The organism is Neolewinella aurantiaca (assembly GCF_008014675.1).
In the GTDB taxonomy this organism is placed as follows: Bacteria; Bacteroidota; Bacteroidia; order Chitinophagales; family Saprospiraceae; genus Neolewinella; species Neolewinella aurantiaca.
This window is the reverse complement of record NZ_VOXD01000025.1, coordinates 24,420-44,737: the sequence shown is the minus strand read 5'-3', so window position 1 is coordinate 44,737 and position 20,318 is coordinate 24,420. Positions and strand designations below refer to the sequence as shown.

15 protein-coding genes are annotated in these 20,318 nt (G+C 55.0%); 7 read left to right on the top strand and 8 right to left on the bottom strand.

Annotation, left to right across the window (positions count from 1 at the left end; translation table 11 throughout):
- Nucleotides 1-15: 15 nt before the first annotated feature.
- Nucleotides 16-1,335, bottom strand: coding sequence for an ABC transporter permease (locus tag FUA23_RS15580; protein ID WP_147931682.1), 1,320 nt, complete (start codon nt 1,333-1,335; stop codon nt 16-18).
- A 77-nt stretch (nt 1,336-1,412) separates the two neighbouring features.
- Nucleotides 1,413-2,795 carry an efflux RND transporter periplasmic adaptor subunit gene (locus FUA23_RS15575; protein WP_147931681.1) on the bottom strand — a complete coding sequence of 461 codons (1,383 nt, stop codon included), beginning with the start codon at nt 2,793-2,795 and terminating at the stop codon, nt 1,413-1,415.
- Nucleotides 2,796-3,133: 338 nt separating this feature from the next.
- On the opposite strand from FUA23_RS15575, the gene FUA23_RS15570 reads away from it, so the two are divergent.
- From FUA23_RS15570 to FUA23_RS15555, 4 genes are all read left to right on the top strand, one after another.
- Nucleotides 3,134-4,540: a c-type cytochrome gene (locus FUA23_RS15570; protein WP_147931680.1), complete on the top strand. Its 1,407-nt coding sequence runs from the start codon at nt 3,134-3,136 to the stop codon at nt 4,538-4,540.
- Nucleotides 4,541-4,702: 162 nt separating this feature from the next.
- Nucleotides 4,703-6,667 carry a CBS domain-containing protein gene (locus FUA23_RS15565; RefSeq protein ID WP_246144270.1) on the top strand — a complete coding sequence of 655 codons (1,965 nt, stop codon included), beginning with the start codon at nt 4,703-4,705 and terminating at the stop codon, nt 6,665-6,667.
- A 144-nt stretch (nt 6,668-6,811) separates the two neighbouring features.
- Nucleotides 6,812-8,263: a YfcC family protein gene (locus tag FUA23_RS15560; RefSeq protein ID WP_147931679.1), complete on the top strand. Its 1,452-nt coding sequence runs from the start codon at nt 6,812-6,814 to the stop codon at nt 8,261-8,263.
- 118 nt (nt 8,264-8,381) lie between these two features.
- Nucleotides 8,382-8,918 (top strand): DUF421 domain-containing protein, encoded by a 537-nt coding sequence (locus tag FUA23_RS15555; RefSeq protein WP_147931678.1) that lies wholly within the window; start codon nt 8,382-8,384, stop codon nt 8,916-8,918.
- Between the two features lie 13 nt (nt 8,919-8,931).
- Here FUA23_RS15555 and porX read toward each other — a convergent pair whose 3' ends face one another.
- The 4 genes from porX to FUA23_RS15535 all read right to left on the bottom strand — a co-directional run bounded on the left by porX (nt 8,932) and on the right by FUA23_RS15535 (nt 15,315).
- Nucleotides 8,932-10,488: a T9SS response regulator signal transducer PorX gene (porX, locus tag FUA23_RS15550; RefSeq protein WP_147931677.1), complete on the bottom strand. Its 1,557-nt coding sequence runs from the start codon at nt 10,486-10,488 to the stop codon at nt 8,932-8,934.
- 297 nt (nt 10,489-10,785) lie between these two features.
- Nucleotides 10,786-13,002, bottom strand: coding sequence for a tail fiber domain-containing protein (locus FUA23_RS15545; RefSeq protein WP_147931676.1), 2,217 nt, complete (start codon nt 13,000-13,002; stop codon nt 10,786-10,788).
- Nucleotides 13,003-13,084: 82 nt separating this feature from the next.
- The gene (locus FUA23_RS15540) at nt 13,085-13,600 is read right to left on the bottom strand and encodes a T9SS type A sorting domain-containing protein (protein WP_187271085.1); all 516 of its coding nucleotides are present in this window, start codon (nt 13,598-13,600) and stop codon (nt 13,085-13,087) included.
- A gap of 101 nt (nt 13,601-13,701) precedes the next feature.
- Nucleotides 13,702-15,315: a T9SS type B sorting domain-containing protein gene (locus tag FUA23_RS15535; protein ID WP_147931674.1), complete on the bottom strand. Its 1,614-nt coding sequence runs from the start codon at nt 15,313-15,315 to the stop codon at nt 13,702-13,704.
- Nucleotides 15,316-15,541: 226 nt separating this feature from the next.
- Between FUA23_RS15535 and FUA23_RS15530 the strand changes: the two genes are divergently transcribed.
- Together FUA23_RS15530 and FUA23_RS15525 are read left to right on the top strand one after the other, a co-directional pair.
- Nucleotides 15,542-16,165: an HAD family hydrolase gene (locus FUA23_RS15530; RefSeq protein WP_147931673.1), complete on the top strand. Its 624-nt coding sequence runs from the start codon at nt 15,542-15,544 to the stop codon at nt 16,163-16,165.
- A 70-nt stretch (nt 16,166-16,235) separates the two neighbouring features.
- A complete protein-coding gene (locus FUA23_RS15525; protein ID WP_147931672.1) occupies nt 16,236-16,673 on the top strand; it encodes a hypothetical protein in 438 nt (145 codons plus the stop codon).
- Nucleotides 16,674-16,710: 37 nt separating this feature from the next.
- Here FUA23_RS15525 and FUA23_RS15520 read toward each other — a convergent pair whose 3' ends face one another.
- Both FUA23_RS15520 and FUA23_RS15515 read right to left on the bottom strand, forming a co-directional pair.
- Complete coding sequence (locus tag FUA23_RS15520) at nt 16,711-17,364, bottom strand: phosphatase PAP2 family protein (RefSeq protein ID WP_147931671.1); 654 nt, start codon at nt 17,362-17,364, stop codon at nt 16,711-16,713.
- Nucleotides 17,351-18,931 carry an ArnT family glycosyltransferase gene (locus tag FUA23_RS15515; protein ID WP_147931670.1) on the bottom strand — a complete coding sequence of 527 codons (1,581 nt, stop codon included), beginning with the start codon at nt 18,929-18,931 and terminating at the stop codon, nt 17,351-17,353. Before FUA23_RS15515 ends, FUA23_RS15520 begins: the two co-directional genes overlap by 14 nt.
- A 244-nt stretch (nt 18,932-19,175) precedes the next feature.
- On the opposite strand from FUA23_RS15515, the gene carA reads away from it, so the two are divergent.
- Nucleotides 19,176-20,279: a glutamine-hydrolyzing carbamoyl-phosphate synthase small subunit gene (gene carA / locus FUA23_RS15510; protein ID WP_147931669.1), complete on the top strand. Its 1,104-nt coding sequence runs from the start codon at nt 19,176-19,178 to the stop codon at nt 20,277-20,279.
- Nucleotides 20,280-20,318 lie beyond the last annotated feature (39 nt).

Below are 20,318 nucleotides of genomic sequence, written 5' to 3'. Positions count from 1 at the left end.
CGTGCATTGTGCGGGCTAGTCTGAACGAAGGGCTTTGATGGGGTCGAGTTTTGCCGCGCGCTGTGCGGGGAAGAGTCCGAATACGAGGCCGATAACCGAAGCTACCCCGAAGGAAAGGAGTACACTCCAGAGCGACACTTCGGTCGGGATGTCGTAATTGGCCGCAATAAACTGTGCTGCGCCTACGCCGACAATGATGCCGCTGATGCCGCCGAGGAGACTGATGAAGATGGCCTCCAGCAAAAATTGCTGTACAATGTCCTGCTGGGTTGCGCCCAGGCTGCGACGGGTACCGATCTCTTTTGTCCGCTCAAGCACCGAGGCCAGCATGATGTTCATGATGCCGATGCCACCAACGAGCAAGGAAATACCGGCAATGAAGGCGAGTACTTTGTTGAAGGTGTCTTGTGTTTGCTGCTGCGCTTCGAGCATTTTCTCGGGAACGGCCATTTCATAATCAAGCACGCCCTGATGCCGGCGCTTGAGCACACGGGCTATTACGTTGGAGGTAGCAAGGAGCTCTTCAGATTTGTTTACTCTGATCACCAGCCGGTCGAGCTGATGGTAGTTTTCGGCCTTCTGGTTGTTGTTGCTGCGGCCGATGTTGGTCAGGTGGGCGTAGCTGCGGTCTTTGAAGCGAATCAGCGCTGTTTGTAGCGGAACGTAGACGTCCTGATTGTAGTCCCGGATGCCAAGGTTTTCGAGTTGTTCGTCTTTCGCGATGCGTCGCTCCAGCACTCCGATGATTCGCATCCAGGTGTTGCCGCATTTAATGCGTTGGCCAATCGGGTTCCCTGCGCTGAAGTACTTCCGCAGAATGTCCTGCCCGATAATGCAGACCGGATCACCCCGTTGCTGGTGAAGGCTGTGGAACATCGTTCCCCGCTCAAGGCCCAGGTTGTTGAGTTCGAAGAATGCATTGGTAACCCCCACCGCCCGGCTTTTACCGATCTTACCGTCCCGGATGATGGTGGTGGGAAGCACAATCTCGGGGCTGGTGGCAGTTACGCCGGGAAGGATAGATGTAATGGCCCGGACATCGCCCAGCGTCAGGCCCGGAGACCACTTTTTGGTGTTTTTGTCCTGGCCGGCAGACTGGGCCTCTTCGGCTTCTTCATCGTCGGCAGCCTCGGTGAGGCTGGTAACGACGATGTTGTTGGCCCCGATGAGGCGCATCTGAGCAAGGATGGTTTCCCGCGCGCCGGTACCGATGGCAAGCATCGCAATTACGGCCGCGACACCAAAGACGATACCCAGAGCGGTCAGGAAAGCCCGCAACCGGTTAGCCGCAACGCCTTCGAGGGCGAGTTGAAAGTTGAAAAACAGTTTTTGCATGGGGCAGGTGACTGAGGTTAATAAAGGGGACACATAGACTGAAAATCCTTCCCGCACAGAAAAGGCAGGGGGAACGTCTAGAACATGATCATGAAGCCTCCTTCACCTCCACCTCCGCCGAGCTGACCTTCGTCTCTCACTTTTGCCGCCTTGGCGTCACCGATTTTTCGCCGCTCTTCCCGTTCGGAGTACAGGAAATTCGTTGCCGAATCACGAACCATTTGCGCCAGTGGTTGCATCGGCATATTTACCGCATCGGCCGGAGCCGTAAGGTAAACCTTGTCTCCGGCAGAAAGCCCTTCTACAATCACAACTTCGTTTTCGTTGCTCCAGCTGCTTAGTACTTCCTGTTTTACGGGGCGTCCGTTTACCTCTTTGTAAACAAAGGAAACGGTGTCTTTATAGAGTGCTTCGAGCGGGATAAAGAGTTTGTCTTCCAGCACATCCGTCAGAATTTCGTTGCCGGTTGTCATGGCCGGCCGCAGGATAGAATCGGCTTCGTTGACCTGAATGATGACCTCAAAGACCTTCGAGTCGTAGTTGCGGAGTTGTTCCCCGATGTTGGCGACCTGAATAACGAGACCGGTGTAAGTATTGTCGGGGAAAGCATCAACTTTTAGCTGTACCTCCTGCCCTTTACGAACGCGGCTGATGTCTACTTCATTCACGTAGGTTTTGGAAATCATTTCCGAAAGGTCAGGCAGTTCCGCAACCACCGGATCCCAGGCTTGTATTTGCGATCCTGCTTTTACTTTGCCACCCCAGCCCCTGGCGTAAATCACCATTCCGTCCTTCGGGGCCATAATGGTGAACTCCTGCGCCAACTCCTGCAGCCGGGTTACAATGACCTGCTGCTGCTTGATGTTGGCCATAATCTCAGCAACCTGGGTCCGGGCTTTTTCCTGGCTCAGTTCGTACTTCTGTTCCAGTTGCTTGAGGTCGCGCTCCGAGCGCTCCAGTTCAATGTTGGCGCGTTGAATCACCATCGGTGCTTCGTACTTGCTTTGTTCTACCTCGAGCCTTTTCTCGCGCATCCCAAAACGCATATTGATGAGCTGGTCGCGCATCGCCCGCATTTCGATTGCGGTATCAATGCGGGTCGCCTCGAGTTGGGTATTGATTTTATCCATCTCGCTCAGGGCGGCCTTTACTTTTGTGTCGAGTTCCGTTTTATCGAGTTGACCTACGTAGTCGCCTTTCTTCACCATCGTGCCCTCCGGCACGAGGTCGGTAAGATTGGTCTGGTAGATCTGATTGCTGCGCATGCCCGTAGGGCCTTTGATCTTTTCGGAGCGTTTGGCCTGCAGTTCGCCGGTGGCGATCACGTTCATCAGAAACTGACCTCTTTTTACGGCCGCAGTAAGTTGGACGGATTCTTCAGTCTCGGCTGGCCGGGTAAAGTACCAGGCGGCAAGGCCAACGAGGGCCAGGCCAAGAAGCGGGAGCAGGTATTTTTTCATCGTAATGGGTATGGTGGAAAGAAAACAGCGAAAATAGGATGCCTAAAGTTAACGGAGTGGTGGGTAACTATTGTTGGTCAGTTGAGAAATTAACGTTTGCGACATAACGGGGCGGGGCCGCAGGTGCAAAGAGTTGTTGAATTGAAGCTTGCTCTTACTTGTTGGCCGCTCGCGTAATTGCGCGAAGCTAGCCGTGTAAAGGTGTTGACGATAATGGTTTTGTAATATTTAAAGAACTTTGATAATTAAAGTGAACTCTTTTTGATTCTGGTCATTTCATAGGCATAACCTGCCCAGCCGGTCTGAAGGCCGGCTGGATACCCGAAAATTGAACCCGAGTGCGCTACCTATACATCTTCTCCATCCTGCTGCTCTTCGTAGCCTGCAATGCCTACCGGCCGCTGGCCGAAACTGCCGCGGGTACTGATGCCTGGAAGACCCGGGTATTGCCGCCCAGTCAGCAGGATACAACCGGTGACCCCGTTGCCGGTTTCGATTTTCTCATCCACGGCGATTATATCGGAAGTGGAGTACCGTTAGAAATAATGCAAAAGGCTGCGCCTAAAATGCGCCAGGATGATCCATACCCTCGCAATGAACTCAACGAGGGGATCCCGTACTTTATGACGGCTTTCATTGCCCCGAACGGAGCGAAAATCGCCAACGGAAACTGCTTCACCTGCCACGCTGGTAAGGTGAACGGTGAACTGGTGATTGGCCTCGGAGACAGCTTCTCCGATTTCGAAAAAAGTATGGTGACGATGGGAACTATGATGCGCTTCGGGATGGCCGTCAAGTACAGTAAAAAGAAGGACCTCGAGCCAGCTGCTTTCGAAGATTTTGGCAATTACTTCAAACGAATGGCGCCAAAGATCAAAACCACCCAGCCCGGTTCCAACCCCGCCTTCCGCCTCGCGGAAGCGTGTATGATGCACCGCGACCCCGATGACCTTACTTACGTAGACAAGCCCCTCTACGATATGTGGGATTACAACATCGCCACCGATACGCCGCCCCTCTGGCACGTGAAAAAGAAGAACACCCTCTACTACAACGGCATCGGCCGGGGTAGCATGCCAAAGCTGCTACTACAGGCCAGCGTGCTCGGTGTGCCGGACAGCAGCCACAGCCGAAAATCTGTCGAAGCGTTTAAAGACGTCTACGCCTGGTTACTTCAGCTGGAGAGCCCGGCGTACCCCGGCGAAATAGATCAGAAACTTGCTGCGGCAGGAAAACCCCTGTTCGAGAAAAAATGCGCAGGTTGCCACGGCACCTACGATGATGAGGAAGGACATACCTACCCCAATAAAGTCGTTAACCTGAACGTAGTGAAAACCGATCGCCTCTACGCCGATTACATCAATCAAAGTGGTATCGTGGATTGGTACAACGAAAGCTGGTTTGCAACCAGCCAACCCAATTCGAGGTTCGAGCCAACAATGGGCTACGTAGCTCCGCCGCTCGACGGGATCTGGGCCACGGCACCATACCTGCACAACGGATCAGTTCCTACCGTGTATCAGGTCCTGAACTCCGAAGCACGTCCGGCCCGCTGGACGCGCTCCGGCGATAGCAAAGACTACGACTGGAAACACCTGGGCTGGAACTACGACCCTGAGCCCAAAAACGAAAAATGGACTTTCGATACCGAAGTGCCCGGCTATAGCAACGAGGGACATTACTTCGGGGATAAGTTCTCAGAAGAAGAACGCTGGGCCGTAGTGGAGTACCTGAAGACACTGTAAACAGAGCCTGCGCCAGTTCCAGCCGTCCCGGCCAGCGAAGCTCCCTCAAAACTCCCTCTGCACCTGCGGCCGCGCCTCCTGAATCTCTGTGTTTTTACGAAAAGCATTGATTTACAACGAATAACAAGCTTTGCTCGAACATCTGCCCTGAATTACCGTAAATTGAGTGATACAAGCACACCAATTTACGAGGAAACCACCATGGGCGAAGAAAAAGTTAACGTACCCACCAGCGAAAGCCGCACCAACTTTACCCGCCATTTGTTGCAGGACGTGCAGGCGCTGGAATACATGCTGGCACACGAATGGTTTGAGACCGAAACCATCCGGATTGGTGCGGAACAGGAAATGTGTCTTGTCGATAAAAAAACGCTGAAACCTACACCAAAGAACATTCAGGTACTGAACCGCCTGAAGCAATACCCGTGGGCAACTACCGAGATTGCCCGCTTCAATGTGGAGTGCAATCTTAGCCCTCAGGAGTTTACCGGGAATGCCTTGCGCCTGATGGAGACCGAAAACCGGGCCCAGTTGGCTAAGATTTTAGAGTCGGCAAAAAAAAGCGATGCCCTGGTGGTGCTGACAGGAATTCTGCCGACCCTGCGGAAGTTTGACCTCTCGATGGACAACCTGACGCCGAAGCCCCGCTACCGGGCGCTGATCGAAGCGATCCGGGCCCAGGCAAAATCCTCCAAAGGGTTTGAGTTGCGGCTGACGGGAATTGACGAACTGATCATCAGTCACGACAGCCCGCTGATGGAAGCATGCAACACCAGCTATCAGGTTCACCTGCAGGTTACGCCCGATACCTTCGCTCCGCTCTACAACATCGCTCAGGCGATCACCGGTCCGATTCTGGCCATATCCGCCAACAGCCCGTTGGTGTTTGGTAAGCGGCTGTGGCACGAGAGCCGCATCGCCCTGTTCCAGCAGTCGCTCGATGTGCGGACCACCCAGGACCACATGCGCCAGCCCGAGCCACGGGTGAGCTTTGGTACCGACTGGCTCGATAAGAGCATCATGGAAATTTATAAAGAAGACATTTCCCGTTTCCGCGTCCTCCTGGGTGCAGAAGTGGAGGAGAACAGCCTGGAAACCGTCGGTAAAAAAGGAATCCCGAAACTGAAGGCACTGCAGGTACACAACGGTACGGTATACCGCTGGAACCGGCCCTGCTACGGAATCAGTGAAAACGGTATGCCACACCTCCGGATCGAGAACCGGGTCATCCCCGCCGGGCCAACGGTGCTCGATCAGGTTGCTAACTCCGCCTTCTGGCTGGGAACCATGATCGGTATGGCCAACAAATTCAAAGACATCCGCGAGCATATGAGCTTCGCCGACGCGAAGGACAACTTCGTGAAGGCGGCCCAGTTCGGAGTAGACACCCAGTTCACCTGGTTCAACAACAGAAAGGTCGCCTGCTGCGACCTCATCGTCGATGAACTGATCCCTATCGCCCGCGAGGGGCTGCAAAGCAGGGGAATTGTCGCCGAAGATATCGACCGTTACCTGGGGGTGATCGAAGAAAGAGCGAAAGCCCACCAGAACGGTGCCCGCTGGTTGCTGCAATCGTTCACCAAGCTCGAAGCTGAAGTCAATCAGGACGAAGGCCTCACGGTGATCACATCGGCAATGATTCGTAATCAGATGTCGGAAAAGCCCGTTCATACCTGGGAGTTGCCGAACGTGAAGGACCTCAAAAGCTACCGTCCGGTAGGCCTGCGGGTGGAAGAATTCATGGAAACGGATCTTTTTACCGTGCACGAAGACGATTTGCTCGAAATGGTAGCCAACGTGATGGAGTGGCGTAAACTGCGCTACGTACCCGTTGAGGATGGCAAGGGCCACCTCACCGGCCTCATCACGACCCGCAAATTGCTGCGGTACTACACCCGCCGGGATCGTCCGGACAGCCCGGAGGCGGGCTACGTGTGTGTGAAGGACATTATGATCGCGAACCCCCGTACCATCGACCCCAGTACAAAGATCAAAGATGCGATGCACGTAATGCGGGGCGAGAAAATCGGCTGTCTGCCCGTGATCAAAGACAAGGAACTGGTGGGAATCATCACCGAGATGGACTTCCTGAGGGTCAGCGGCAGGCTGATTGATCGGTTGAAGTAGAAATACAGCCACAAGACCAGATAATAAGGGCGCAAACGCAGGATACAGGGTAAGTTGAACGGCAGGTTCGTGAACGTAACGGTTCACGTCGTACTTTCGGCTTGGCCTGAGTTACAGGGCGAAAGACTTTTTGATTACCCCACTATGAAATGGTACAGCCGTATCCCCTCTCCCCTCATCATGCTTTTCCTGATCATCCTGGTGGTGGCGGCAATGACGTGGCTATTGCCCGCCGGCTTGTACGAGCGGGTAGAAGTTGACGGCCGGATGCGGGTAGTCCCTGGCAGCTACGGGCTGGTGGAACCCTCTCCGCTCAGCATATTCGATATTTTCAAGGCTTTCCCCGAAGGCTATAAACGGGCAACCCCGATTATTTTTATCTGCCTGGCCAGTGCCCTGATGTTCTCGCTGCTGGAACGAAGCAAAACCATCGAGAACGTAATCGGACGGGTGGTCTATCTGATGAGCGGGAAGCATACTACGGCTCCGGCCCTCGCACCACAGAAGGCCGGAATGGGGCAAAGTGCACCCATGAAGAAGGGGCGGGCAGAGATTTTACTGGTGCTGCTCACCATCGTTTACGGCTTGCTGGGGATAATGGTCGGGTACGAAAACAATATTGCAACCATCCCGATTGCAGCGATCGTCGTGCTGGCGCTGGGCGGAGACCTCGTGCTCGCAGCAGGAGTGAGCGTGGGCGGCATGACGGTTGCCTTCGGCCTGTCTCCGATCAATTTTTACACGGTGGGCAACGGCCACCTGATCGCCGATCTGCCCCTGTTCAGCGGAGCCTGGCTCAGAACCATTCTTTGCACCGGCGGCCTCGCCCTCATTGCCTGGTACAACGTGCGGTACTACCGCCGGCTACAGGCCGATCCGGAAAGCGGCATCGGGCGTGGACTGGATACCGAAGGGATGCAACTCAGCAAGCCCCTGGCGGAGTACGAAATCACGAATAAGAACTGGTTGTTGTTGTCGATCTTCTTGCTCGGACTTGCGGCCGTGCTCTACGGAGTGTTCAACATCGAGGGCTTCCACATCAACGATACTTCCGCTATTTTTCTGATGGTGACTGTAGCGCTGGCGGTGGCCAGCGGTCTTTCGGGGCAGGCCGTTACCGAAGCGGGGTTTCACTCGATCGCCCAGATGGCTCCGGCAACCTTCATCATCGGGATGGCCACCACGGTGAGCGTGATTATGGAGCAGGGGCAGATTCAGGACACCATCTCGAACGGCCTGGCCAACGCGCTGGACGGGCTGCCTACGTACCTCTCTGCCATCGGGATGTCGATCGGGCAAAGTGGCCTCAACCTGCTCATCCCTTCGGGGAGCGGACAGGCAATGGCGACGCTACCAGTAATGATTCCGCTGGGCAACGAACTGGGGCTCAATCCTCAGATATCCATCCTTGCTTTTCAGATTGGCGACGGCGTTACAAATCTCTTCAATCCGTCGCTGGGTGGCCTTGTTGCAATGCTGTCGCTGTGCCGGGTTCCGTTCGACCGGTGGCTGCGCTTTGCGCTGCCGCTTACGGGGATGCTCCTGGTCTGGGCCTGGCTGGGGCTGCTGCTGGCGGTAGCGGTTGGGTACAGTTAGAGCAAAACGTTTCGGGCGCGGCCGCAGGTGCAAACCTCGTTTACGAAGAAGGGGCTCTTTGCCCGATAGAAAGAACATAGGCGAAGGATTTTATGCTATAGCTGTAAAACCCTGAACTATGGAAAACTGGCTTACCGCTCCGCTGCCTGTAATCGTAAAGACCATTATTTCCTGTATCCTCATCTTTATCGCCATCCTGGTGATCGTGCGGCTGTATGGCCTGCGGAGCTTTGCTAAGATGTCCAGCGTAGATTTTGCCTCCACCATTGCGGTTGGTTCGATCCTTGCGTCCATCGCAATCAATACCGACCAGTCGTTGCTCAAAGGCGCTGTTGCCCTGCTTACCATCATCGGTTTTCAGCAACTCTTCTCCTTCGCAAAGCGCTACTCAGACTGGTTCGAGGACAAATCGGAAAATAACCCGGTTTACCTGATGTGGGAGGGAGAGGTACTGTCAGAGAATCTGGCAAACACCGGCGTTACCGAGTCGGACCTGATGGCCAAACTGAGGGAAGCAAACGTATTCCGGTTGCAGGACGTAAAGGCCGTCGTCTTCGAAACCACGGGAGATGTTTCCGTACTCCACAAAGAAGGTTCCGGAGAGGTAGACGAAAAAATCCTGGCGGGCGTGGTGCCGAGCCCTGCGGAGATATAGAAACTCCCGCAGGTTACCTGCTGCGCAGCCGAATAACCGGGCATATGACCTCCTCCAACGAAATGCCACCGTGCTGGAAAGTATTGCGGTAGTAATTGTTGTAGTAGTTATAGTTGTTGGGGTAGAGGAAAAACTTATCCTCCTTGGCGAAGATGAAGGTGGAACTGAGGTTCGGGCGGGGAAGCTTAGCCTTCAGAGGGTCGCGTACTTCAAGAACGTCTTTCTCGTCGTAGTTCAGATTGCGGCCGAGTTTGTAGCGGAGATTCGAGCTGGTGTCGCGGTCGCCAACCACGCGGCTGGGCGTATTGACGCGGATGGTGCCGTGGTCGGTTGTTACGATGAGTTGAACGTCGCGTTCTGCGAGCTTGCGTAAAGTTGCCCACAGGGGGGAGTTCTCGAACCAGCTGCGAGTAAGGCTGCGGTAGGCTTTTTCGTCGCCAGCCAGCTCCTTGAGCACTTCCATCTCTGTGCGGGCGTGGCTCAGCATATCGATGAAGTTATAGACGATGACACTGAAGTCATTGTTCAGGAAATCCAGCGCCCGGTCCTGCATTTGGCGGGCAAAGTTGGTGCGGGTAACCTTAGTGTAATCCCATTTGATATCGCCCCGGCGGAGAACCCGTTCGAGCTGCTTGCCAAGCAGGTCTGCCTCGTGCATGTTCTTACCTCCTTCGTCGGCGTCGTTTTTCCACCATTCTTTATAATGTCTGGCTATTTCGGAGGGCATCATGCCAGCAAAGATGGCGTTGCGGCTATACTGGGTTGCAGTAGGCAGGATACTGTAGAAGTGGTCTTCTTCTTCAATTTTAAAGAGTTCTGTCAAGTAGGGCTCTATCACCTTCCATTGATCGTAGCGCATATTGTCCAGCAGTACCATCACCGTTGGTACTTCCTTATTCAGATGAGGAAGCACTTTTTTCTTCATCAGGTTATGAGACATAATGGGAGCGTCCTCGCCCTGCACCCAGTCCATATAGTTGCGTTCGATGAACTTGCTGAATTCTGCGTTTGCTTCCCGTTTCTGAACGGCAAGGATTTCGCCCATCTGTTCGCTCTGGCTATCGTCCAGCTTCAGCTCCCAGTTGATGATCTTTTTGTACACCTCAACCCATTCTTCCCGGTCGAGGCCACTATTGATCTGCATAAGTAACTGGCGGAAGTCCTGCTGATAATCGGTATTGGTTTTTTCCCGGACGAGCCGTTTTTCGTCGACAATGGTTTTCAGCGTAAGCAGGATTTGCATCGGGTTTACGGGCTTAAGCAGGTAGCCTGCAATCTGGCTGCCGATGGCTTCTTCCATCACGCTTTCAGCTTCGTTTTTGGTAATCATCACCACGGGGATATTGTTGCCCGTTTCCCGGATGCGACCCAGGGTTTCCAGGCCGGTGAGGCCTGGCATGGATTCATCGAGAAAGACGATGTCTATCTCGTCGTTCTCGCTCAGCTCTTCCAGAGCGTCGTGACCGTTGGTGGCGGTTATGACTTCGTAGCCTTTCTTCTTCAGAAATAAAAGCTGTGGCTTGAACAGGTCGATTTCGTCGTCGGCCCAGAGGATGGTGATCTGATCCATGTAGTATTTGGGGTTTTTGTCTTAGCAGAAGTAGGGGAAGTGTTAACTGCTACAAGAGTACGCTTCAAAGGGCGTGATGTTCTGAACGTAGCTGATTATCCGAATAGTCTTTGGCTTTCGGACGATTTACCGCCTTACTTTGCTTCCCAGCCTCCATTGCACCCGCGTCAGCGCCCCCGGAAGGGTACACCCGAAGAAGTCAAAAAAAAGGACACCCCCGGACAACAGTGTCCGGAAGTGTCGTGTAACCTACTTCACAAAACATTCGGTGCTCCCGCAGGTGCGCACGGGAATGGCCTATTCTTTTTCTGCCGTCAGCAATCTCTCCAGCCGCGCCAACCGTGCTTCGAGTTCGCTGATGCGTTTATCCTGCGCATCAATTGTCGTCTGCTGCTCCTGAATGGCCTTGATGGCTACCATGCTGAAACCTGCATAGTTAATCCCGTATAGCTCGTCTGCCTCGGAGTATGAAACGAGTTCCGGGAATAGCTTCCGGGCGTCCTGGGCGATCAGGCCGATGGTAGATTCTTTGGTCTTGTCGGATTTGTAGTGGTAGGTACTTACCGCCAGGTTTTTGACGCGCGCCAGTACGGGCGAAAGCAGGTTCACATTGTCCTTCAGCCGCTTGTCAGAACTCTGTACGTAAGCACCCGTGGAGGCATTGATGAGCGATCTCAGGTTGCCGCCGTAGTGGAAGCGGAGACCGAACCCGTGCGTGATATCCCAGTCCTGGTTGGCCGTTTGGTCGCTGAACCGCAATCCGGTACCTACGGTTTGACTGCGTTGGTTAATATGGAGTCTCGCGGTCGGGGTTCCGTTGATGCCTACTTTGCCATCTCCGGTGATCGTCATGCGGTCTGCTGCTCCGTTTCCGTTCCGGAAGTAGAAGTTGAGTCGTGCGCTGGAAGTTGTTGCGGAAGGTAATCCGGCTACGTGCCAAAAAGAGCCACTGGCGGCGTCGTTGGTTAGTTCCAACCGGGCGAAATCGTTGCCGGTTTCTTCCAGCTTCAACAGCGGTTTACTCAGGGTGCTGTTGGCCTCTACGTGTAGCCAGGCAGTTGGCGTGCCAATGTCGCCGATCTGAAACTCGCCGTTTTGACGCATCCGAAATTTGGTGAGGAATGAATTGGTATCACTCTCTTTGTGCTGAAACTGTAAGTCAGCTCCTTGTCCTCTGGTACTGAACTGCCACTGGTTACCGTTATCGGGGAATCCCATCACCAGTTCGCCGAGGTTGGTCTGCACGAAAAGGTCTCCTCCTACGTGCATCTTCATTTCCGGCTCATCGATGCCAATGCCCACGTTGCCCCTGCCGGTGGTCAGGGCCGCAACTCCGCTGGAGGTGGTGTAGAAGTGACCGCCAACACCGCCTCCGAAACCGTAACCCTGAACACCTACTCCCTCGGGTGAATTCGATACGCCCTGTACACCGGCGAAAAAGCTGGTCTCTGATACGCCGTACACCCCGTGTGCATCGGTAGAAAAACCAAGTACGCCCGCCCGGTTGGAAGGAAGCGTTGAACCTCCATCACCCGTAGTACCCACCACGCCGTAAGTTGCGTTGGTGTTGGTGTTCTGAATGTGGAAAGCCGCGCTGGCGTCGTCGGTCGTTGTCTCTTCGAAGTAAGGCAGTTCCAGATCGCCAGCGGGGCCCTGAGGGCCCGGAACACCCTGAGGGCCTTGCGGGCCGGGATCACCTTGCGGGCCTGCCGGCCCTGCGTCACCCTGTGGCCCTGCGGGCCCTGCGTCGCCTTGCGGCCCTACTGGTCCGGTATCGCCCTGTGGCCCTGCCGGACCGGGATCACCCTGCGGGCCTTGCGGGCCTGCTGGGCCGGGATCGCCTTGGGGGCCTTGCGGGCCGGGATCACCCTGCGGACCTACTGGGCCAGCGTCGCCCTGCGGACCCGGGCTTCCGCCAGGAATCTCGATGGAGTTGCCACCGCTGATGGTGAGTTGGCGCGTTGCGTTGTCGAAAGCAAGGGTTTGGGGCATGCCGCTGCCGCCGACCTGAAGGGTGACCGAGTTGCCATCGGTAAGGGTAAGCGTTTGGGAGCCGGGATCGTAGATCAGGTTCTGGAGCTCATCGGTGGGGTCTCCGCCTCCGCCGCCGGAGCCGCTCTCTTTGGCGTAAAGAGCATAGGGAACAGACAATAGCTGGCTGGCGCCCAGGTTGATGTAACTACTGCCGCCATCGGGGTCGATGTCGATCTTGAGGAAGTAATTGTCTGTACCCCAATTGATGGTGTTGATGTCTCCGGACAGCGCCGAGCCGTTACCGATATGAAGGTCGAAAACCCCAAGGTCGGTAGTGGTTACTTCGTGCCGCTCAGAGTAACTTACGGAGCCGGAGGGGCCGCCGGCAAGGAGGCTGACCCGCACGGCGATATTGTCGGTAGCCATCGCGTTGTTATCTACGTCCCGGGCTACTGCCTGAAATCGAAAACCGGATGGCGCCTGTGCGTTAAGGCCGGCAAGGGTAAGGAAAAGAAAGCAGGTGAAAATTAAGCGTTGCATCGTTTATGGGTTTATGGGAATGACTGGTGATGGTTTATGCGTCTGAGGGGGAGGGTGTTACGTGGTCGTTGCCTGAACTCGACTACTGACGGACAATCCGCAGTGTTTTCAGCGGCTGGCCGGCTCGTGAAACAGTTAGGAGGTAAGTGCCGGAGGGGTAGCTTGTCAGGTCTAATTCAGCCTGCCCCGGCGGTAACTCTTTGTCGGAGAGTAAGCGCCCCAAAAGGTCGGAGACCTTAAGGCGATCCCGGAGGTTCCAGTCGCCGGTAAGCGTCACTTTGTCGGCCGTTGGGTTTGGGAAAGCACTCATCTCCAGCTGGATTGCCGGAGCACTCCAGGTGCTGGTTGCAATCAGTTCGTAGAGGCCATGATGAAAGCCGCGCTCCAGTACCAACCCGTTTTGCGAACGGGTTACGGCAATTTCTCCTACGGTGAAATGGATGTTGCCGACGTTGACTTCCGAGTAGTAGCTACCCGCAGCGCCAACGACGCTGCGCGACAACTCCTGGCCCGAAAGAAGGGGGGTAAAGGCGACAAAGAGTACCATCAGTAGCATCGGGGCGCGGCCGCGGGTGCAATGGAGGGTTGAAAAAAGCATGGTGGTAGAGTTTGGGATGAAGGTTTTTAGAAAAAATCGGCGTGTGTTGTCTCTTGCATTGGTCTCCTCCTCCGGTAATGAAGGAAGGGTGAAAGAGCGGGCTAACGCATCAGGGTGATTTGCCCCCGTACCGCCCGGCTGCTGCCGTCCGTGAAGAGCAGACCGGCTGACCATACGTAGGTGCCCGCGGGCAGTGGCTGCCCGTCGTTTTGTTGGTTGCCGTCCCAGGCTGCCTCGTCGGGAGGCAAATCAGCGATTTGCCGGTAACGAATTCCGCCCCAACGGTCCGCAATCTGTAAGCCGGTTACGGCTTCTACCCGCGGACCGGTAAAGAGCCGCCACACATCGTTGCGGTCATCGCCGTTGGGGCTAAAGGCGGTAGGAGCGTAGAAACGCCGGCTGTCGAGAACGTTAACCCGGACGGAATCCTGCACGCTGCAGCCACCGGCGGCCACCGCTTCGATGATGAACCGGGTAGTGACGAAAGGCGTGAGCACGGGGTCCGGGCAGTCGTTGCAGGAAGCAAAAGCCTGTCCGTTCCAGCGCCACTCCTCTACGGCAAAGTCGGAGGTAAAGCTTGCAAAAACGGAGTCTCCGCGCTCTATGGTCAACTCCTCCGGCAAGTTGCCGGAGATGCGCAGTTGGGGAGCATCGTCAAGCACAACGGAACCGGTTGCCTGGCAACCGTCGATGTTTTCGACCACCAGGTCGTATGCTCCGGCGCTGAGGCCGGAGAACAGTGAGTCGGGCTGGAAACTTTCTCCGCCATCGATGGAATAGAGCAGGTCGCTGTCTCCGGTGGCGAATACGGAAACTGCTCCGCTGCTTCCGCCCGGGCAGGCGGGCTGGGTGGTCGTTGGGGCTTCCAGGCTCAGTTCGGTTACGGAGAGCTGGTGGCTCAGCTCAAGGGTACAGCCGTTGAAGTCGGTAAGCGTAAGGGTGTATGTTCCGGGGGTGGTGACCGATGCGTCATCTCCGTCATTGCCCGTACTCCACGCGTACCGCGAGAAGGCTCCGGCAACTTCCAGGCTGGCCGTTTCTCCGGCACAAATCTGGTCGGGACCGGTGATGGTGGGTTGCGAAGGGAAGGCAATACTGATCGCGTAAGCCACGGTACTGTCGCACCCCGAGCTTGCTACCAGAAACTCCTGAATAATGGTGTCGGCCGTAAAGACCTGGCCACGAAAAGAATCGCCGGGGCAGAGGTCGATAAAAAAACGATCGTCGTAGGCGGGCAGCACCTGCAGGAAAGTCCGGACCAGGCTGTCGCAGTTCCCGTCTGCTGTTTGCAAGACCGTTTCGTGATTGCCGTAAGAAGTGAGGGCCGTTGCCCCTACAAAAAGCGTGTCGCCGTGGCAGATGCTCCGGCCCTGGGCGAAGGTCGGGATGCTCACCATCAGAGTTGTGGCGGAAGTAACCGAGCGGCAGCTTGCCAGGGCAAGGCAGCTTGTGTCGGTGGCGTAGAAAAGCCGGTAGCTTACGCCGGAGTTTGGGCTGGGAATGTGGAGGGATGGCGCGTCGGTGCCGGTGGGCGACCAACTAGCCCCTCCGTCAAAACTCCGCTCCCACTGGTAGGCGTAGTTTACACCATCTGTGAGCGGGCTTTGCAGGGAGAAGGCCCCGTACCGGCATACTTCGGTGACGGCCGGGAAGTCTTGTGCCACCAGCGAACCGCAGCAAACGAAAGCCAGCAATGGAAGTAAGCACCGAAACATGGAAAGGAGGGATGATTCGGTGCTTTATACCCCGAAGGTGCTGTGCGTTACGGGTTTCGGTCCACTATTTTGCTGCTCCGAAGGATTTCAACCCTGCATCCTGCGTAATCGCCCGCTTCCTTAAGTTCTCTCCTTTGCGTGTGTAATTGCGCTGAGATTTGCCCCGCCGGAGTGTGTGATCTACTGGAACTATTGGTAATTTGCGCATCAGTAATTACCAGACCAAATGACGAACACCCCAAAACATACCATCATCTTCGATATCGGCAACGTACTCATCGGTTGGAACCCCCGCCTGCTGTATAATAAGGTGTTCGACACGCCCGAAGAGGCCGACTGGTTTGTTAATAACATTACCCACCTGGACTGGAACGAAGAGCAGGACCGGGGCCGCCCCGTAGCCGTAGCGACCGAAGAACTGGTACGCGAACACCCGAAATGGGAACGCGAAATCCGTATGTACTACGACCGGTGGACGGAGCATTTTTCGGGCGCGATCGCAGGTTCAGTGGAAGTTTTAAAGGCACTGGAAGCCTCCGGAGAGTACCGCCTCCTCGCCCTCACCAACTGGAGCGCCGAGCTCTTCCCCTGGGCCCGCGAAAACTTCGACTTTCTCGACATCTTCGAAGATATCATGGTCTCCGGCGAGGTAAAAATGAAGAAGCCCAACCCAGATATATTCCTGCACCTGGCGGAAACGTATAAGCTGGGTGATTTCTCGGGCTGCCTGTTCATTGATGACAGTGCGCGAAACTGTGAGACAGCAAGGTCGCTGGGGCTGGAGACCATCCAGTTTGTTGGGCCGGAGGAGCTGAAGGGGGAGCTGAGGAAGTTGGAGGTCTTAAAATAGGTTGCCTCTGGATAAGAAAAATGTCAGCAAGCAGCAATTGGTGAACAGCTTGCGTTGTACGGTTAAATCGTTGACAACGAAATATTTTTGCCCGCTTATTCTGTTGCTTCTTTCTTTGTCTTCCTGTGAGAAAAACAAGGAGCTGACTACACTAAATGATCTGCGTTCCGAAGCTGTTGTCTGGCAACTAGATGCATCTGTTCAGAGTATCTCCTGGGACCCGTCGGAGGTACAGCCCCTGCACAGCGAGCGTACCCTTCAGTTTTGGCAGGGAAAAGTGTACACCAACGGTAGCTTTTGTGATCTTTCCGGCCCAGCCGGAGCACCTGAGGAAATTCCTTACGACGCCGAGAATTCTCATTTCGTGGTCGACTCCTGCCCTAACGATACCGTGAACTATCCTTACACGCACACTTTCAGCGTCGATCTGGATAGAGGGGAATTGGCCGTAGTTTACCTTACGTGTGTGGAATATTGCGCGCTTCGATACCGGAGGATGGAGCAGTAGCTTTATTGTGCCGGTATTGAGCAAAACTCTACACGCCTCAAAACCACTCTCCCACAACGGATCTTTGCAGTTTTTGGTTTTCCCAGAAGAGGGCCCACCCGGCCATGGCGTAGTAAATGCCTCCGGTAATGATTACTCCGGCCATGCTGCCAGCTACAACGTCTTCAATGAAGTGTTGGAAGAGGTAAACCCGGCTGATACCGATCAGCGTAGCGAGCACCACCATGGAAAAAGTGATCCACCGGCGGTCAAACATCAGCGCGCAGAAAAAACAGAGGCTGAAAGCAGTGATCGTATGCCCGGAAGGAAAAGCATAGTTAGTGTGTACCTGCACTCCCTCTACGAGCCACAGCGGATCAATTTCCTGGAAATAGGCCAGAGGACGGGGGTGATTGCCAAAAACGGTTCTCTTTAGAAAAGCAGATATTAACAGTTGGCCCAGCCCAATCAGTATTAAGGTAAGGGTGTATTTGTACCGGATCAAAAGAGCCAGTAAACACACCAGAGCAACCATAATACCATCACCGAGAAAGGTGATGACCCGAAAAGCGGTGTTCGCCACCGGGGTGCGGTGCTCAGTCATCCATAAAACGACGGCACCTTTTTCTGTGAAGAGAGCAACTGCGAGACCCGCAAGGAAAACCAGGAAAAACAGGCGAATGAATTGTCGCCAGGCATCAGTGTGGTGCATGGTACTGGTAGATTATGGTGGTAGGATATTCGAATAAATCTTTCTGGCGAAAAATTATCTCCAGAGGAGCGTTTGGGGGAATGGAATCAATGTATCTCTCCGCCGACAGGAGGCGGCCGCCGTCGGCGACCGTGTCAAGCCAGTTCGTAAGCGCGATGATTGAGTCCAGTCGGGGTACTTCGTGGTCTAGCTCGAAAACGTAAGCTGGTGCAAACCGGCCAAAGGCCGTTACCGAAGGGGAAGGCTTAAGCACGGGCAGCGACGCTGTAACCTGATTGAACCCGCTGATGGCAGGCAGAAGAACCAGCATGAGGTAGAGGTGTAATCCCCACCAGGCGGCAGCCAGGGTGGCAAGGGCGTACGTTGGGCGTTGGCGAAGCCAGTACCAGGCAGCCCCAAGGGCTGCCGGCCAGAGAAAACCCAGGTGCCACCAATCTCCCGCCAGTGGCGCCAGTACTTTGTCTTGTTTGAGGCCCAGCCACATTGCAAGCGGTAAGGCAGCAACAAAAAACGAAGCGACGCTGAAGGCCAGGTGATCTGACAGGACCGGGCGCTGGCCGAGCCACAAACGTTCGAGCCATACTCCGATGAGAACAGCCAGGAATGCCAGTGCGGGAAAAGGATAACTTGGGAGTTTTGTACCGCTCAGTGCAAAAAAGACCAGAACCGCGCTGCCGGTTACCAGGCAAAACTTCAGGGCGGGGGCGGCGGAACGCCCTGCGGCGGCTACCGCCGCGCGGGGCAACCAGCAGCTGAAGGGTAATAATGCACCTAGTGCCAGCAAAAGAATAAGAGGAGCCGGGCCGCCGTGGCCTTCTTTGGTATGAGCAAATCGCCGGATGTTGTGATCCATGAAAAAATCCCGGGTGAACAGTCCTTCGGTTTGCCAGTGAATCATCAGGTACCAGGGAGCGGCAATAGCCAATGCCAGTATTATTCCGGCAAGTGGGTTCAGGCGGCGCACGCCAGACCACCAATCCCGGCCGCTGAATAGAAGGTAAACAGCCCAGGCCGTCGCGGCGAGAACGAATATGACGGGACCTTTGGCCAGGGAGCCGATCCCCAGCAGAGCGTAGCCAGCGAAGAGAAATTTTTTATCACAATCACGGTAGCCCCGGAATAAGGCGAACATTCCTGCCGTGAAGCACAGCGCCAGGTACGGGTCTGGCGTTGCCAGGCCAAACTGAAGAGGAACGTAAATACCCAGACCGTATACAGATGCACTCAGGATCGCAGCCCGGGAGCTGAAACTCCAGCGGCAAAAAGCGAAAACCAACAATGCGGTCAGTACTCCGCAGAGCGCGCTGCCAAGGCGCGCCGCCACGGCTGTTTTACCGAGCAAGGCGTAAAAGGGCTGCATCGCCCAGTAGTGCAACGGTGGTTTATCGGTACGCACACCTCCATTGAAGGTCGGAACGAGCCAGTCGCCGGACCGGAACATCTCCCAACCTGCCTGCGCATTTCGGGCTTCGTCGACAATGTATACCGGAAACGCCCCAAGCCCGATAAGGAAAAGAACCAGGACGAAGACCAGCCACCATGAAGACAATGAAACGCCACGTAACATGGTGGCTAAGGTCCTGCCCGAATGTTAATGGGGAGAGAATCGAAAACTAAGTTTAGGTAAGAAATCGGTTAATGCCGGTTAACATAAGCCCGGTGAGATGGACAAAAGTTCTCTCTCGCTGCTGGTTGGTAAGAAGGGGAGCTCCCTACACATCGTACTTAACCAAAACATATTACTGGCCTACCGGCTCCAACCCCCTACGTTTTTTATCTTTGCGCAAATATTGACCCCCGTAAAACGCTCCATGGATCATCAACGCGCCATTTTACTCCTCGCCGACGGCACCACTTACGAAGGGAAAGCTGTCGGTAAAATAGGGACAACCACCGGTGAAATTTGCTTCAATACCGGTATGACCGGTTATCAGGAAGTTTTCACGGATCCTTCATACTTCGGCCAGTTGCTGGTTACCACCAACGCCCACATCGGTAACTACGGAACGATGAATGCCGACACAGAATCCGATTCGGTGAAGATCGCCGGCCTGATCTGTAAGAACTTCACTGTACCCTACAGCCGCCAGATTGCTGAAAGCTCCATCCAGGATTACCTGGAAGGCGAAGGACTTGTTGGCATCAGCGACGTGGATACCCGCGCGCTCGTTCGCCATATACGCTCCAAAGGAGCAATGAACGGCATCATTTCCAGCGAGACCTTCGATATGGATGAGCTGAAGAAGCAACTTGATGCGGCTCCGGATATGGACGGCCTCGAGCTCTCCAGCAAGGTGACCACCAAAGAAGCCTACACCCTCGGCGAAGAATCTGCCTCCTACCGGGTGGCCGTGCTCGATCTGGGAACCAAGCAGAATATTCTGCGCAATTTCCTGCGCCGGGACTGTTACGTGAAGGTCTTTCCCGCCAAGGCGAGCATCGAAGATATCATGAGCTTCTCTCCCGACGGTCTGTTTGTCTCCAATGGCCCCGGCGACCCCGGCGCAATGGATTACGCAGTAGACACTGCTAAAGAGATGTTGGAGCAGGAAAAGCCGATGTTCGGTATTTGTCTGGGTCATCAGATTCTGGCCCGCGCCGTAGACATCCCGACCTACAAAATGCACCACGGTCACCGTGGCATCAACCACCCCGTAAAAAACCTGATCACCGGCAAGTCGGAGATCACGAGCCAGAACCACGGCTTTGGAGTAAGCCCCGAAGCTATTGCCGCTAATGCGGACAAGGTAGAAGTAACCCACCGCAACCTCAACGACGATACGATTGAAGGCATTCGTATCGTTGGTAAACCGGCTTTCAGCGTACAGTACCACCCCGAGGCCAGCCCCGGGCCACACGACGCTGATTACCTGTTCGATCAGTTCGTCGACCTGATCAAAGAGAATAAAGCCTAGCATTATAGGGGCGGGGAACGCAGGTGCAGGGCGGGGGAT